Source organism: Thalassospira sp. A3_1 (assembly GCF_017744215.1).
Taxonomy (GTDB): Bacteria; Pseudomonadota; Alphaproteobacteria; order Rhodospirillales; family Thalassospiraceae; genus Thalassospira; species Thalassospira lucentensis_A.
On record NZ_JAGHQQ010000001.1, the window covers coordinates 197,505 to 212,596 of the forward strand.

Consider the following 15,092-nt stretch of genomic DNA (forward strand, 5'->3'; position numbering starts at 1 on the left):
AGGACGCCTAGAAGGATGCCGAACGCGCCCATTCCGCCAACACCGCCGGATCGCTTTCCATGCGTTCATGACGGGATCGCAGGGTGTCAAACCCGCTGTCATCCATCAATTGCGACAGCGCCCAGACGGCAGATCCGCGCACAAGCGGGCTTTCATCGGTCAAAAGGCTTTCGACACGCGGAACAAGATTGACCGCCCCGCTATTGCCCACCGCCGTCAGGACATTGCGCAGGAACTTTGCCCGCCCGATCCGCTTGATCGGCGATCCGGTAAAGAAACTGCGAAATGTCTCGTCATCAAGATCAAGGAAATCGGCAAGCCTTGGCGCTGTCAGTTCGGCGCGCGGGATAAAGGCCATTTCCTGCGTCCGGCTGGCAAACTTGTTCCACGGACACACCGCCAGACAATCGTCGCAGCCATAAATCCGGTTCCCCATCGCCCTTCGAAACTGGGGCGGGATCAAGCCGTCATGCTCGATCGTCAGATACGAAATGCATTTGCGCGCATCCAGTTTGTAGGGGCCGGGAAACGCATCGGTCGGACAGGCCGAAAGGCATTTTGAACAGGACCCGCAATGATCGATTTCAGGCGCTGCCAGATCAAATTCAAGGGTCGTGAAAACCTCGCCCAGAAACAGCCAGCTGCCATAGTCGCGCGAAACAAGATTGGTATGTTTCCCCTGCCAGCCAATCCCGGCCGACTGCCCCAGCGGTTTTTCCAGCACCGGTGCGGTATCGACAAATACCTTGACCTGTTCGCCACCTGCCCCGGATTTCTGCGCCGTTTCTATCATCCAGCGCGCAAGCTGTTTCAGGCGTTTCTTGATCAGATCGTGATAATCGCGATTTCTGGCATAGACCGAAATCATCGCCCGGTCCGGATGATCCAGAAGGGTTAAGGGATTTTCCGCCGGGCCATAGTTGGAACCCAGAACAATGACGGATTTGACATCCGGCCACAGCATTTTCGGGTCGCGACGACGCGGCAGCCGTTCCGGGTCGTTCATCCAGTCCATGGTGCCATATTCGGCGGCGGCGACAAATTCATCGAGCCGCGCCTGATTGCGTTCGTCAATCTGCGGGCGCGCCACGCCACAGACATCAAAGCCGATTTCACGGGCTTTGGTCTGAAGGCTTTCAAGGGTTATCGCAGCACAAACCGTCATGGCAAAACATCTGGGTCGTTTTCTCTCTCTGTGCTGCCTTATATAGGTTTGTCACCGAAACGCAAAAGGCCGCAGCATATGGCTGCGGCCTTTAAATCGACACTGGGCGAAATCAGAAGCGATAGCGTAACGTCGCCAGAATTGTGCGTTCCTCGCCATAATAGCAGTTATCCGACCACTGCGTGATCAGGCAGGATGCGACATATTCCTCATCCATCAGGTTGTTCACGTTCAGCCGGAAATCGGCATTGTTCATGCCAACCTGTGCTAGATCATAGTTCAGCACGACATCAACCAGTGTGTAGTCCGGAACCATAAGGGTGTTCGCCTCGTTCGCGGCAGTTTCACCGACATAGCGGATACCCGCCCCGATACCGAGCCCGTCAAGCGCCCCCTGATCAAAGCGGTAATGCCCCCAAAGCGACACCATATGTTCCGGCACCTGCTGCGGGCGATTGCCATCCTTGACCGAACCCGGCGCATCAAACGACGCGTCGGTATAAGTGTAACCGGCCAGCACGCTGAGATTGTCGGTCAGTTCGGTCCGCGCCTCAAGCTCAATGCCTTGGGATTCAATCGTTCCAACCGGCTCCCATGCCGTCGTCAGATTGTTATAAACCGCAACGTTTTCCTGTTCGATATGGAATGCCGCAGCACTCAGCATCGTTCTGCTGCCTTCAGGCTGGAACTTTATGCCGACTTCATACTGCGTGCCTTCGGTCGGTTCCAGCGGTTTGCCGGATGCGTCACTCGACAGGCTGGGATTGAAGGATTCCGAATAATTGAAATAGGGCGCGATGCCGTTATCAAACAGATAAAGCACACCACCGCGTTTGGTCAGCTTGCTGCGGTCTTCGCCCTGTTCAACATTGGTCAAACGGTTCAGGTTGCTGGTTTCCAGCCAATCCTGCCGTAGTCCCAGCGAGAAACGCCAGTTTTCATAGGCCAGCTGATCCTCGGCATAAAGCCCGGCCTGTTCAAGGGACCGGCTGTTGCTGTTGGTGATTGTTCCCAAAGCAACCCCGGGGCTACCATAGACCGGATTGAATGCATTGATGTTCGATGCCCCGGTAAACAGCCATTCGTTTTCACTTTTACGATCCTGATAGTCAAAGCCCATCAGAACCGTGTGATCGATGTCGCCCGTGGCAAAATTGGCTTCGGCCTGGTTATCCACCGTAAAGGCCCGAAGGCTTTCATCCCCACCGCCATAGGTACGGGTCAATTCGTTTGAGGTGCCGCTCCAGCCCGTCTGATAGATCTGATCAAGATGCACATCGGCATCAAGGAAACGGAAATTCTGACGCACCGTCCATGTATCGTCAAAATCGTGTTCAAACTCGTAACCAACCATATTCTGGGTGCGCTCGAAACTTTCCAATGCCGGATCACCGTCAAAGAAAGTGTTTGAGATATACTGGCCGTTACGCAGGAAAAGCGTGCCTTCGGACGGAAGCCCATTATGCGTGCCACCTTCCGGGTCTTTCTGGAAATAACCCGACAGTGTCAGGCGTGTATCATCGCTGATATTGGCTGTCAGTGACGGGGCAATGGCATAACGTTCTTCTTCGGTGCCTTCGAACTGGGTGTCGGATGCATCTGCCTTGCCGACAACGCGATAGGCAAGCTTGCCCGCCTCGTCCAGCGGACCGGTGAAATCAAAACCGACCCCGCGCTGATTACGGCTGCCATAGGAAAGTTCGACTTCGCCCTGCTGTTCGAATTGCGGCTTCTTGCTTGATAATGCCACCAGACCACCGGGCGAACTGCGACCATAGAGAACCGATGCCGGGCCTTTGACCACATCGGCACGTTCGACGAAATAGGGATCGATCTGCATCGAGCTATAGGTCGAATCATCGCTCATGGTTTTCAGGCCATCGAGATAGATATTATCGATGCTGCGATCCACCAGACCACGCAGGATAATATAATCGTACCGGTTTGATGCACCGACCTGTCCGGTAAAGGCACCGGGCGTATAGCGCATCGCCTGCATCACAGTCTGCGATCCCTGATCTTCCATCTGCTCCTTGGTCACCACGCTAATGCTTTGCGGTGTTTCAAGGATCGGCGTTCCGGTTTTGGTTGCTGCACGCGACTGGGTCGCGACATACCCGTCCACCGGGCCATCGGCGGTTTCGGTGACCGCATTGGCTTCGACCCGGACAGGATCAAGAACCGTTTCACCACTGGCGGCAATCTGTTCAATCGTGACCGTGTTATCCTCGGTAAAGCGCCAGGTGTAACCCGTGCCACTCAGAAGCTGCCCCAGTGCCTGATCAACCGTCATTTCCCCCTGAACAGCGGATGCCTGAACCCCGGAAATTCCGCCGGACGGAAAGAACAGACGCACACCGGCCTGATCGGCAAGGCTGGTCAGGGCCCGGTCAAGGTCCTGTGCCGGGATGCTGAAATCAATCACGCTCGCCTGTGCGATTTCGGCATTGTCCCGCGATGGCGCAATATCGGCGGCCATCGCATAAAACGGTGCGATGGCCGTGATGCCGGAAATCACCGTGGTTACCACAAGACGGCGTTTCCAGCCCATCAGCACCTTTTGCCGGACCACACAAACGTTTGTATTCATTCCATAAGCCTTTTCGTCAGAAACCCCAATGCGAATGAAATTAAGAACCGAAATCATTCGCTGTTATTTCTGAGACGAAACCGGCTAACGTGATTTGCAGTAAAAAATTCAAAAATTTTCCGAAGCCGGATAGAGACAGGAAAAAGGCCAAAAAACCGGGGATTTGGCCGCCCGCAGAAGATCAATAGATGACGGTCAGGAGCGGCAACCGGGTGACACGCGCCGACGTCGTCTGTTCGATGGAGGCGAAAATCGCATCAAGGTCGGCGGTTTCAAACACCCCCGTAACCTTAAGCCCGCGCAACGCATCCCGCGCCACAACGATTTTCCCCGGCTGATAGCGTTGCAGTTCTTCCATCACATCCGAAAGGGTGCGCTGATTGAAAATCAGCTTGCCGCGCTGCCAGCTGCCATAGGCGGCGAGATCGGCATCCGTGATCTTTTTCAGCCCGCCATTGCCATCATAACGCACCTGCTGCCCGACGGTGATCCGCACCGGTTCACTATCACCACTGGTGACTTCGACAATGCCTTCGCGCACGGTGACATTCGCCGCGTTACCGTCAAGCCGAACCCCGTAAACCGTGCCAACCGCGCGTGCCGCCCCACCATTGGCGGAAACGACAAACGGATGATCGACATCCTTTGCCACGTCAAAAATCACTTCGCCCGCTGCAAGGCGGATTTCGCGGCGCGGGCCGGAAAAATCAACCGAAAAGGCTGATGCGGTATTCATATGCGCAACCGACCCATCGGCAAGCATCACCACCCGCTGCTGCCCGATAGCGGTACTGTAATCCGATGTCCAGCGCGCGATGGGCCCGGTTGCTTCCACCCCACCAAACACCGCCAACATCAAGGCACAGACCATTGCCCCGGCAATGACAAGGCGTCCGGGCCGGGGGCCGGATACCCTGCTTTGTGCCGGTTGTAGCGTAAGTTGCCTGCGGGGTGTTGCGGTCCCCGGCGCGGGTGACTGGAAACTGCCGATCTCGTGCCGGATATCGGGATTTTCCTGCCATTGCTGCGCGGCTTCGGTTTGACCGACGGCGGCAAAAAGGCTTCGGGCCTCTGCCGCGGCACGGGCATGATCCGGGCTTTGCGCGCACCAGTCGGCAAAGGCCGCATGATCGCGCGCCGTGGCATCGCCTGATTGCAGCATCACAAGCCACTCGATCGCCTGATCGCCAAAATCAGTCGCCACTGGCCTGTCTGTTGACTGCGGATCCGAATGCCCGGTCTTCAAAACCCGATACCCCGAAAATGGTTCTGTCCGGCCCCGGCTATCGGGCCCTTACTGTTAAGACGTTTGGGCAGGGGCAAATCCACAATGATTTCCGTCATTATTTTTTGCCCTCGCGCAAAAGCTCGTCGCGGCAATGTTGCAGCGCGCGCACAATATATTTCGCCACCATGCTGTTCGATACACCAAGGCGACTGGCAATTTCACTGTGCGACAAACCATCAACCCGAAACATCAGCAACGCCATTCGTGGCTTTTCTGGCAGTTTTTCCAATGCTTTATCAAGCAGTAAAATCTGTTCGCGATCCAGAATGATATTTTCTGGGCCGGGTTTGGGATCGTGGATCGCGTCGGTATCCTCGTCCATGTCGTGATGGGCGGTGATGCGTTTTTCCCGCCTGATCCCGTCAATCGCAAGGTTCCCGGCAACCCGATAGACATAGGCACGCGGATTTTCGATCACGTCCCCCTGATCGGGTGTATCGGCAAGCCGCACATAGGTATCCTGCACGACATCGGCTGCGCGTTCATGATCCCCGCCCAGCTTTCGGGTCAGAAACCGGAAAAGCTGTTCGTAATTTTCCTGAAAGCTTGCGATCAGAACCGATGCGCTGTTGCGCGCCATGGTCTTGCCCAAACATGCCGTTGCCAAATGATACAGGTTCCCCTGTTCCGCCCGTGTATTAGCAAGAACCATAACACAAAACAATGAGAATAATTCGCATTGTTAATAACTATACATACCGGTAATGCCCCAAAACAAAAGGCTGCCACCGGTTTCCCGATCGCAGCCTTTGAATTTACACCAGCTCCGGTGGGGCTAGCTACTAGCCACGCCCGCGATAGGGCGCCACCCCCTGATCGGGGATCCACACCCCTTCGGGTGCCGGGCCGGTCTGGTAAAACACGTCAATCGGAATGCCGCCGCGCGGATACCAGTAGCCACCAATGCGCAGCCATTTCGGATCAATCATATCGGCAATCCGTTTGCCGACCTTGACCGTGCAATCCTCGTGGAACGAGCCATGATTGCGAAACGACGTCAGAAACAGCTTCAGCGACTTGCTTTCCACCAGCCAGTCTCCCGGCACATAATCAATCACCAGATGGGCAAAATCCGGCTGACCGGTGATCGGGCAAAGCGATGTGAATTCCGGTGCGACAAACCGAACACAGTAATCCGTTCCTGCCTGCGGGTTCTGCACCCGTTCAAGGACTGCTTCATCCGGGCTGGCGGGCTGTTCGGTGGTACCGCCCAGCATGGTCAGGTTGTCGTAAATGGTTTGATCGGCCATGTGATTAATCCTCGATGATCGGCACGGGATCAATGTCCCCGCCTTCCTGCCCGGCGTAAAAATCACGGGCGAACTGTTCCATGCGGCGCTGGGCAATGGCGTCGCGCATGCCGCGCATCAGATCCTGATAATAGGCAAGGTTATGCCACGTCAGCAGAACCGCCCCCAAAATCTCGCCTGCCTTGATCAGGTGATGCAGATAGGCGCGCGAATATTTCGTGCAGGCCGGGCAATTGCACTGATCGTCAAGCGGACGGTCATCATCGCGATGACGACCGTTTTTAAGGTTCAGCGTCCCACGATGGGTAAAGGCCTGCGCATTGCGACCCGACCGGGTCGGCAAAACGCAATCAAACTGGTCAATCCCTCGCATCACCGCACCGACAAGGTCCGATGGCTTGCCAACCCCCATCAGGTAACGGGGCTTGTTGGCCGGCAGCATATCGACACAGAAATCAAGCGTATCGAACATGATCTGCTGGCCCTCGCCAACCGCAAGACCGCCCACCGAATGGCCCGGAAGGTCAAGCTCGGCCAGTTTTTCGGAACTTTCGCGCCGCAGGTTCTCAAAAACACTGCCCTGCTGAATGCCATAAAGCGCATAGCCGTCACGTTCGACAAACGCATCCTTGGACCGTTTTGCCCAACGCATCGACATGCGCATGGAATCTGCGGCCTGCTGCTCGGTCGCCGGGAACGGGGTGCATTCGTCAAACGCCATGGTGATGGTCGATCCCAGCAGATGCTGGATTTCCATCGACCGTTCCGGCGACAGCGCAAATTTGCGCCCGTCGATATGGCTTTTGAACGTAACACCATCTTCGGTAATCTTGCGCAGTTTGGACAGTGACATCACCTGATACCCGCCGCTATCGGTCAGGATCGGCTTGTCCCAATTCATGAATTTGTGCAAACCGCCAAGGCGTGCAATGCGCTCCGCACCGGGGCGCAGCATCAAATGGTATGTATTGCCAAGCAGGATTTGCGCGCCGGTATCGGCGACATTTTCCGGCAGCATGCCCTTGACCGTCGCAGCCGTGCCGACCGGCATGAAGGCCGGGGTATCGATCACGCCGTGGGCGGTATGAATGCGGCCAAGACGGGCCTTGCCGTCGGTCGCCAGAAGTTCATAACGGAATTCAGTCATCAGCTTTTTCAATCTTGCTGGCGCATTCAAGCAGGCTGCAATCGCCATAGGAATAGAAACGGTACTTGTGTTCAATCGCGTGGCCATATGCCGCCTTCATGCGATCAAACCCGGCAAAGGCCGATACCAGCATGAAAAGTGTTGATCGCGGCAGATGGAAGTTGGTCAGCAGCATATCAACCGCCCGGAATTTATAGCCCGGCGTGATAAAGATGTCGGTTTCGTTCTCGAACGGTTCAACCACCCCGTCTTCGCGCGCCGCACTTTCAAGCAGCCGAAGCGACGTCGTCCCCACCGCAATCACCCGCCCGCCCCTGGCGCGTGTTTCGTTGATCAGGTTGGCGATCTCCGGCGATATGCTGCCCCATTCGGCATGCATCTTATGATCGTCGGTATCATCGACCTTGACCGGCAAAAACGTGCCCGCCCCGACATGAAGCGTGATCGTGCGGCGCTCAATACCGCGCGCATCAATCGCTGCCAGCAATTCCGGGGTAAAATGCAAACCCGCCGTCGGGGCGGCCACCGCACCGTCATGCTGGGCGAAAATCGTCTGATAATCCGATCTGTCCTGATCATCCCCGCCCTTGTCGCGCCGGATATAGGGCGGCAACGGCATCACGCCATATTTTTCAAGGGCGGCAATCAGATCGGCCCCGGCAACGTTAAACCGCAGCAACACCTCGCCGCCGTCTTTCTTTTCCATGACCTCGGCTTCGAAATCATCGGCGACCCTGAAGGTTTCGCCAACGCGCAGCTTCTTGGCCGGTTTGGCAAAGGCGCGCCATTGTGCAAGACCTTCCTGCTTGTGCAGGGTCACTTCAATGCCTGCATCCCCGCGCTTGCCAAAAAGGCGGGCCGGGATCACGCGGGTATCATTGGAAATTAGAAGATCACCGGGCTGCAGGATATCGGGCAGTTCGCGAACGATGCGGTCATGCGTTTCCCCGCCCGTCAGATCAAGCATACGGGCACTGTCACGCGGATTGGCCGGATGTTCGGCAATGCACTCACGCGGCAGATCGAAATCGAACAGATCGACTTTCATCGGAAAAACAAAACCTGCAATTATCAGAAAAAATCAGAGGGGCGTTTTATACCGCCCCTCTTTGCAAAACCTCAAGGCATCGCGTCGGAATATCAGCCCTGCATCCACCTGGCATCAACCCGCCATCAGCTTTGGGCAGGGGCCGCTTTCATACGCGGGGTCACCACCGTCATCAGCAAACGGAACGGTGCCAGACAGGTCAGCGCCATGATCACCTTGGCCGCGAAATCGCCCATCGCCCATGTGTGCCACGGAAGCCCGGTACCGACGAACGCGATGGAAAAGAACAAGGCCGTATCGACAGCCGACCCGATCCCCGATGATATCAGCGGTGCTTTCCACCAGGTCGCCCGGCGCAGCTTGTCAAACACCGTAATGTCGAGCATCTGCGCAATCAGAAACGCCGTGCCCGATGCAATGGCAATGCGCGTGTCCGCCACGATCAAAGACAACACAACCGCAATCGCAAAGCCTGCCAGAACGACCACGCGTGCGGCCTTGGCCCCGCGTGCGCGGTTCGTCAGATCGGTAACCAGAAACGCCACCGGATAGGTAAACGCGCCATAAGTCAGCCAGTCGGCCAAAACGCCCGGCAGCGGATATTCAACCAGAATGTTCGATGCAACAACCGTCACGGCCATTGCCAGAACGCCAATAATGATGGCTTTCATCGTTTTTCCTTAACCAAAATCCTGACCAAAAGCAGAATGCACGCATAGGAAATCTCGCGGCCCACTTTGATTGGGCGACGATTCGGCACGGGTTTGATTCAAATTATGTTTTCGGTAATTACGCTTGCCACCGCACAGGGTCAAGGAAAAACGGCGGCCAGACCAAAGCCTGACCGCCGCTGCAGATCGCTGCAAGCTGCCCCGGGGAAAAGGAGGAGCACCGTGCCGCGAAACTTCAATTCTGCGCTTAATTCCGTCGGAATTAAAGCATGATCCCGCGAATGGTGAAAAACAGCAACGCGCCAAGGAACGCCCCGGCCGGAACCGTGATCACCCAGGCGGTCGCAATCGTCACCGCATAACGCCGCCGCACCAGCAACCGCTTGCGCAGTTTCTTCTCGGCCTTTTCGGCCTGTGCCGGGTCAAGCTGGCGCAGGGCTTCGATATGCTGTTTCTGTTCGTCGGTTTCGGTATCTTCGCCAACCAGCATCGGCGCATTATCGACCCGGCGACGATGGCTCAGCGTTTCACGCAGGAACCCGACGCCAAACACCGCCCCAACCGCGATATGCGTCGAACTGACCGGAAGGCCAAGGGCGGATGCCACAATCACCGTCAATGCCGCCGACAGAGCCACGGTATAGGCCCGGATCGGATCAAGCTTGGTGATTTTCGATCCGACCGTCTTGATCAGTTTCGGCCCGAAAAGGATCAGACCCGCCGAAATACCAATCGCACCAATCACCATCACCCAGATCGGGATCGGGGCCGATGTCACGATCTGACCGCTATCAACACCCGAAACGATGGCGGCCAACGGACCGATGGCATTTGCCACATCGTTTGACCCATGCGCGAATGACAAAAGGGCTGCCGACACAATCAGCGGAATACGAAACAGCGATGCGATTTCCTTGCGCCGCCCGGTCATGCTGCGCGATGCCCGCAGGACCGCCTTGCGCACCGGGAAAAGGGTCACGAAAAACGCACCAATGCCGATCAGAACAACCTGCCAGGTCTCGGTTTTCCAGACCTTCGATATCCCCTTCATCATCAGATACATGGTAAAGGCCGACACCATCACACCGACCAGGATCGGCACCCATTTGCGGGCCGCCTCGACACGGTTGTCGGTATAAAGAATTCTGAACTTGATAAAGGCAAGGAACCCGGCGGCAATCACCCCGCCCAGAACCGGCGAAATCACCCAGCTTGCCGCAATCGTGCCCATGGTCGGCCAATTGACCGCGCCAATGCCGACGGCTGCCATACCGGCCCCCATCACCCCACCGACGATGGAATGGGTGGTCGAAACCGGCGCACCAAGCCACGTGGCAAGGTTAAGCCAAAGGGCGGCTGCCAGAAGGGCCGCCATCATCGCCCAGACAAAGGTCTGCGCATCGGGCATCTGCGTCGGGTCGATAATGCCGTTCTTGATCGTGCCGACAACATCGCCACCGGCGATAATCGCACCGGCGGCTTCAAACACGGCTGCAATCAAAAGGGCGCCAACCATGGTCAGCGCCTTTGAACCAACCGCCGGTCCCACATTGTTGGCCACGTCATTGGCGCCGATATTCAGCGCCATGTAACCGCCAATCACCGCGGCGGCGATCAGGAATCCACTTTGCGGCAAGCCACCCATATGAAAGGCGACAAAGGCGCTGCACGCCAAAAGAAAGACAAGCGCAAGTCCGAGCTTCGCACTCAGGGAAGCAGTCTCACCGACACCCGCATCCATGCGGCGCTGCCATTTGAGATCCTTATCCAGAGCGGTTTTCTTTGCGACCATGATCAACCGTTACTAAAAAGGGAATCGACGCGCGGATCATGTCGAAGCAAACCCGGTTTGTTAAGGTTTTTTTGCCTTTTTATGACAGCCATGTCCCAAAGCCCCCCGTCAAAAGCAAAACGGCCCCGCATTGCAGGGCCGTTTCGTCGTTTAGGGCCGTGTCAGAAAATCACCGACCGAACTGGTTCAAAAGCCCTTTCAGGACATCCTTTGCCGCGTCCTTGCCCGAACTTCCCGAACCTGAGGACCCGCTATCGGATGAACCACTCCCGCCCAGTGCCTTATCAAGGATATTATCCAGAACCTTGATCGCAACCTTGTCCATGCGCCCGGTAATTGCCGGGTTGCTGATATTGCCCTTGGCGTAAACGCTGAATGGCGGCAATTCTTCGATTTTCTTGGAAAAATCGAAATCTGCCTGGGTGTCCATCTGCCATTTCGGCAGATCAAGGGTCGCATCGGCGTCCGCCGTTCCCACGCGCGATACCGCTTCGACACGGGTGGTTTTGGCAATCCCGTTGGTGATGGCGATATCGGCTTCAAGGCTCTGAACCAGATCGTTGTTACCGACCCCTTCAACCACCATCGCCTGCGGTCCCTGCTGCAACAATGCCTGAATGTTCAGCTTCGGATCTTCCGACCGCTTGTCGGCATTGCTGAACCGGACATTATTGAGAACAAGGTTCGCCGTCCCGTTCAACGCACTGACCAGCTTGCGCGATGTATTGCCCGATGCGGTCACATCAAACTTGGTCGCCGCCCCGCCAATCACCGTGTCATTGGCAACCCGGATCGGGGCCAGTTTTTCGATATCCGCGCTGTCAAGGCTGCCTTTAAGCGCCAGTTTCGGCGTATCGGAATTGCGCGCATCAAACGTGCCATCAATCGAAAGATCCCCGTCACCCAGAAGGCCGGTGAATTTCTCGATGGTCAGAAGCCCGGTCACAAGCGTCGCCTGAAGGTCCGGCTTCACAAGGCTGTAGGTATCGAAATCAAGCTGATCAAGTGCCAGCGAAACATCGGCATCAATCGAACGCAGGGCCGATACATCAATCACCGTGTCATCCCACGGCGTGCCATCGCGGGCATCGACCGTCGTGACTTTCATGCCTGTTGGCATATTGAATGCCGCACGGCGCGGACCACTGCCGCCTTCCGGCATCAGACCGGCGCGTTTGGCGGCCGGCACGAACGGATCGACATTCAGCGTCCCGCCCGAAAGGGCAACAGAAAGTTTCGGTTGTTCGCCGCTGGCATCAAAATCGACATCACCCTTGGTTTCAAACGGACCGATGCCGAACTTCGCGATATCAAGCGCAACATTCTTGGCATTGCCCTTGACCGTACTATCCAGAACCAGACGCCCCAGATTGCCCGACGGTTCATAAGTCGGTGCCACCAACGGCAATACACGGTTCAGGCTCGATGCCTGCATCGCAAGTTTGCCGTCAATGCCTGGTGTCGCGCCAAACAGGTCCTGCAACACCCCATTCAATGCCACCTGCATCAACGGGTTGGACACATCAAGATCAAGGTTCGGGCCGGTCACCGGACCATTCAGCCCGACATTGGCCTGAATACTTTTATATTCGCTTGCCGGTGCCGGAAGCGTAATACCCGTCAGCTTCGCCACTGGCTCCAGCGTTTTGGCCGTGACCTTAAGCTTAAGCCCCTCGAATGCCGGAACGGCAATATCGCCACGGAAAACCCCGCTGGCACTTGCCGACAGACCGACCGCATCCGCCACCGCAAAATTATTCAGCTTGATCTGCGAACCGGTCAGGCTGCCATCAATGGAAATACCCTTGATCGACACACCCGATGAAATGATTTCATCCGCCGCCAGCCGATAATTGGCCGCAATCCCGTCAAGTGGTGCCAACGCATCCTTGATGGTTTTGACCATGGCATCGCCGCCCGCCGCCGGTCCCGAAGACGGGGCTGCACTGTCCGAACCACCCAACGCCGTGCCGGAACCGGACGCAGCCGGATCACTCGCCGTCGCACCTGACGCCGCATCACCATTGGCGTCCGTCGGGGCCGCGCTGATATACTGATCCAGATTGATCCGGTCCAGTTTCAGACCGATGCCAAGGGCAGGCAATCCCTCGCCGCTCAGATTGGCGACGATGGCCCCGCGAATGGCCGTATCGTCGATCCGCATATCCAGATCGGAAATATCAAGCTTGTCGGGTGTTCCCTTGATCCCGCCGGTCAACGAGAAACGGCGCAGACGGTCGGCACGGATGCCATCGACATCCGCCCCAAGCCAGCGCGCCACCGCCCGAATATTTTCCGATGCCACCTCATAGGACAGGGCCGCACTCGGTTTCGGACCCTCGCCCGAAATGCTGCCAAAGACGGAGAAATCGGTTCCGCCCGGAAGCCCCGCCGAAACTTCGTTCAGCGTCACCTTGCTATTGGCAATCGCGGCATTGATCCGCGCATTATGCACCGGCGTCTGGTTATAGATCAGGGTTTCAACCTCAAAATCAATCGACGCGGTCAGATCGGCCGGGATCATCGGCCCATTGGCCGCACCCGATTTTTTGCCACCCTGCGACGGGATCGACTGGCCACCTGTTGCATTCCCGCCATTCGCCGGGGCGGCATCGCCATTGCCATCTGTGCCCGTGTCCGTACCGCCTGCCGGGGCGGCACCATCGCCCATATGGGTCAGGACAAGGATTGAATCGAGATCAAGCTGATTGAAACGAAGCGCCACATCGGCCTTCATTTTCGGATCCTGATCAATCGCAATCGCGCCCGATCCACGGGTTTCGCCAAACCGGATCGTCAGGTCATTGACCGTAACCGATTTGGCATTAGCCGCAACCTGCCCGCCCAGATTGAAAGGCTTCGCCGCGATATCGGGGATATCGGCACCCTCACCAGCAATCCTAAGGGCGGCTTCACGCAGATCATCGAACTTGCCGTCAATCTGGCCGTTAAAGCCCGGATATTCCGCCGAAAGATCAACCTGACCGCTGACATTGATGCCACCATCAACCTTGTCGATGCCGATCTGCATGCCAACCGGGAACGGTCCGGTCTGGCTGACCTGACCGACATTGAAATTAAATGTCAGCGGAATCCCGCGATAGAAAACATAACCTTCGCCCTCGGCCGGGCCATTCAGGCTATCGGCCGACACGCCAAGGGTCAGCCCCTCGATCCGCTCCGTGCTGCCCGGCGTGTGATACAGGATCGTGGCATTTTCGATTTCAAGACGGTCAATCTGGATCGTGCTGGCAAAATCGGATGAACCGGCATCACTGCCCCCCGGCTGCGCTTCGGGTGTTGCCGCATCGCCTTCGGGTGCCGGTGATGGTGACGGGGTTGCGGATGGCGGTGTCGTGATCGTGCCGGCATCCGGGCCGCTTGGGGTGGCCTGTGCCGGATCAAATACCAGATTGTTGCTGCCATCCTCGAACGTCTCGATGGAAATCACCGGATCGATCAGGCTGATTTCGGTGACCTGCACATTGCCGGTCAGAAGCGGCATCAGGGCCACCGAAACGCGGACTTCCTCGACCGATACCATGTCGGGGTCCTGCGCGCCGGGCAGGTTGCTGAGTGTCACCTGCTCGACCGAAAGAGCCGGGAACGGCAGGACAGACATTGAAAGATCGCCGCGAATATCAAGATTGCGGCCGGTTGCTTCACGCACTGCCTGGGTGATTTGTGGCTTGTAACCGTTCCAGTCGATCAGGGATGGAATGATCAACAGGGCGGCGATGATCACGACCAGAACGGCACCAATCACGGCAAGGATCTTTTTCAACAGTCCGGCTCCGCTTTTTGCTCGGCACTCTGGAAACCGACGGCTCGGCAGAGTGCAATGTTATGATTTGATTCCAGCAGCATATGGCTCATACCGCTCGTCGCAACAGAAAATGGCAACAAGTTGGTTGATGATGCCGTTTACGTGCTTATCCGGTACGGATTTTTCCCTTTTGCCGGTTCACATATGTATTTGTGACCAAAACCGCCTGCTATCAAGCCGTGGCCTATGGAAAACCACCGGTAAATACTCATATGAAAATCTAATGACATTCAACACAGCCAACACTGGCAATTGTTTTTCGAAGTGATATCATCAACAAAAAAGAACAAGCTTTCAGGATTTTGAGTCTGTGTA

Annotated in this window: 10 protein-coding genes; all 10 read right to left on the reverse strand. The window is 56.6% G+C overall.

What is annotated here, in order from left to right:
* Nucleotides 1–7: 7 nt before the first annotated feature.
* The gene (queG, locus tag J7395_RS00945; protein ID WP_209220246.1) at nt 8–1,165 is read right to left on the reverse strand and encodes a tRNA epoxyqueuosine(34) reductase QueG; all 1,158 of its coding nucleotides are present in this window, start codon (nt 1,163–1,165) and stop codon (nt 8–10) included.
* Nucleotides 1,166–1,277: 112 nt separating this feature from the next.
* Nucleotides 1,278–3,755, reverse strand: a complete 2,478-nt coding sequence (locus tag J7395_RS00950; RefSeq protein WP_209220247.1) for a TonB-dependent siderophore receptor — start codon at nt 3,753–3,755, stop codon at nt 1,278–1,280.
* Between the two features lie 181 nt (nt 3,756–3,936).
* Nucleotides 3,937–4,959, reverse strand: a complete 1,023-nt coding sequence (locus tag J7395_RS00955; protein ID WP_209220248.1) for a FecR family protein — start codon at nt 4,957–4,959, stop codon at nt 3,937–3,939.
* A gap of 139 nt (nt 4,960–5,098) precedes the next feature.
* Complete coding sequence (locus J7395_RS00960; RefSeq protein WP_209220249.1) at nt 5,099–5,623, reverse strand: sigma-70 family RNA polymerase sigma factor; 525 nt, start codon at nt 5,621–5,623, stop codon at nt 5,099–5,101.
* Between the two features lie 202 nt (nt 5,624–5,825).
* Nucleotides 5,826–6,293 carry a preQ(1) synthase gene (gene queF / locus J7395_RS00965; protein WP_062958438.1) on the reverse strand — a complete coding sequence of 156 codons (468 nt, stop codon included), beginning with the start codon at nt 6,291–6,293 and terminating at the stop codon, nt 5,826–5,828.
* Between the two features lie 4 nt (nt 6,294–6,297).
* A complete protein-coding gene (gene tgt, locus J7395_RS00970) occupies nt 6,298–7,440 on the reverse strand; it encodes a tRNA guanosine(34) transglycosylase Tgt (protein ID WP_209220250.1) in 1,143 nt (380 codons plus the stop codon).
* On the reverse strand, nt 7,433–8,488 hold the full coding sequence (gene queA / locus J7395_RS00975; RefSeq protein ID WP_209220251.1) for a tRNA preQ1(34) S-adenosylmethionine ribosyltransferase-isomerase QueA: 1,056 nt from the start codon (nt 8,486–8,488) through the stop codon (nt 7,433–7,435). Before queA ends, tgt begins: the two co-directional genes overlap by 8 nt.
* A 125-nt stretch (nt 8,489–8,613) precedes the next feature.
* Nucleotides 8,614–9,159, reverse strand: coding sequence for a queuosine precursor transporter (locus tag J7395_RS00980; RefSeq protein ID WP_097053119.1), 546 nt, complete (start codon nt 9,157–9,159; stop codon nt 8,614–8,616).
* Nucleotides 9,160–9,421: 262 nt separating this feature from the next.
* Nucleotides 9,422–10,951 carry an inorganic phosphate transporter gene (locus tag J7395_RS00985; protein WP_062953271.1) on the reverse strand — a complete coding sequence of 510 codons (1,530 nt, stop codon included), beginning with the start codon at nt 10,949–10,951 and terminating at the stop codon, nt 9,422–9,424.
* A gap of 169 nt (nt 10,952–11,120) precedes the next feature.
* A complete protein-coding gene (locus J7395_RS00990; protein ID WP_209220252.1) occupies nt 11,121–14,735 on the reverse strand; it encodes an AsmA family protein in 3,615 nt (1,204 codons plus the stop codon).
* Between the last annotated feature and the right edge of the window lie 357 nt (nt 14,736–15,092).

Bases quoted from the DNA above. Each gene is read 5' to 3' on its own strand.
- queG (WP_209220246.1), bottom strand. From the start codon at position 1,165: ATGACGGTTTGTGCTGCGATAACCCTTGAAAGCCTTCAGACCAAAGCC.
- queA (WP_209220251.1), bottom strand. From the start codon at position 8,488: ATGAAAGTCGATCTGTTCGATTTCGATCTGCCGCGTGAGTGCATTGCC.
- queF (WP_062958438.1), bottom strand. From the start codon at position 6,293: ATGGCCGATCAAACCATTTACGACAACCTGACCATGCTGGGCGGTACC.
- J7395_RS00985 (WP_062953271.1), bottom strand. From the start codon at position 10,951: ATGGTCGCAAAGAAAACCGCTCTGGATAAGGATCTCAAATGGCAGCGC.
- J7395_RS00950 (WP_209220247.1), bottom strand. From the start codon at position 3,755: ATGAATACAAACGTTTGTGTGGTCCGGCAAAAGGTGCTGATGGGCTGG.
- tgt (WP_209220250.1), bottom strand. From the start codon at position 7,440: ATGACTGAATTCCGTTATGAACTTCTGGCGACCGACGGCAAGGCCCGT.
- J7395_RS00960 (WP_209220249.1), bottom strand. From the start codon at position 5,623: ATGGCGCGCAACAGCGCATCGGTTCTGATCGCAAGCTTTCAGGAAAAT.
- J7395_RS00980 (WP_097053119.1), bottom strand. From the start codon at position 9,159: ATGAAAGCCATCATTATTGGCGTTCTGGCAATGGCCGTGACGGTTGTT.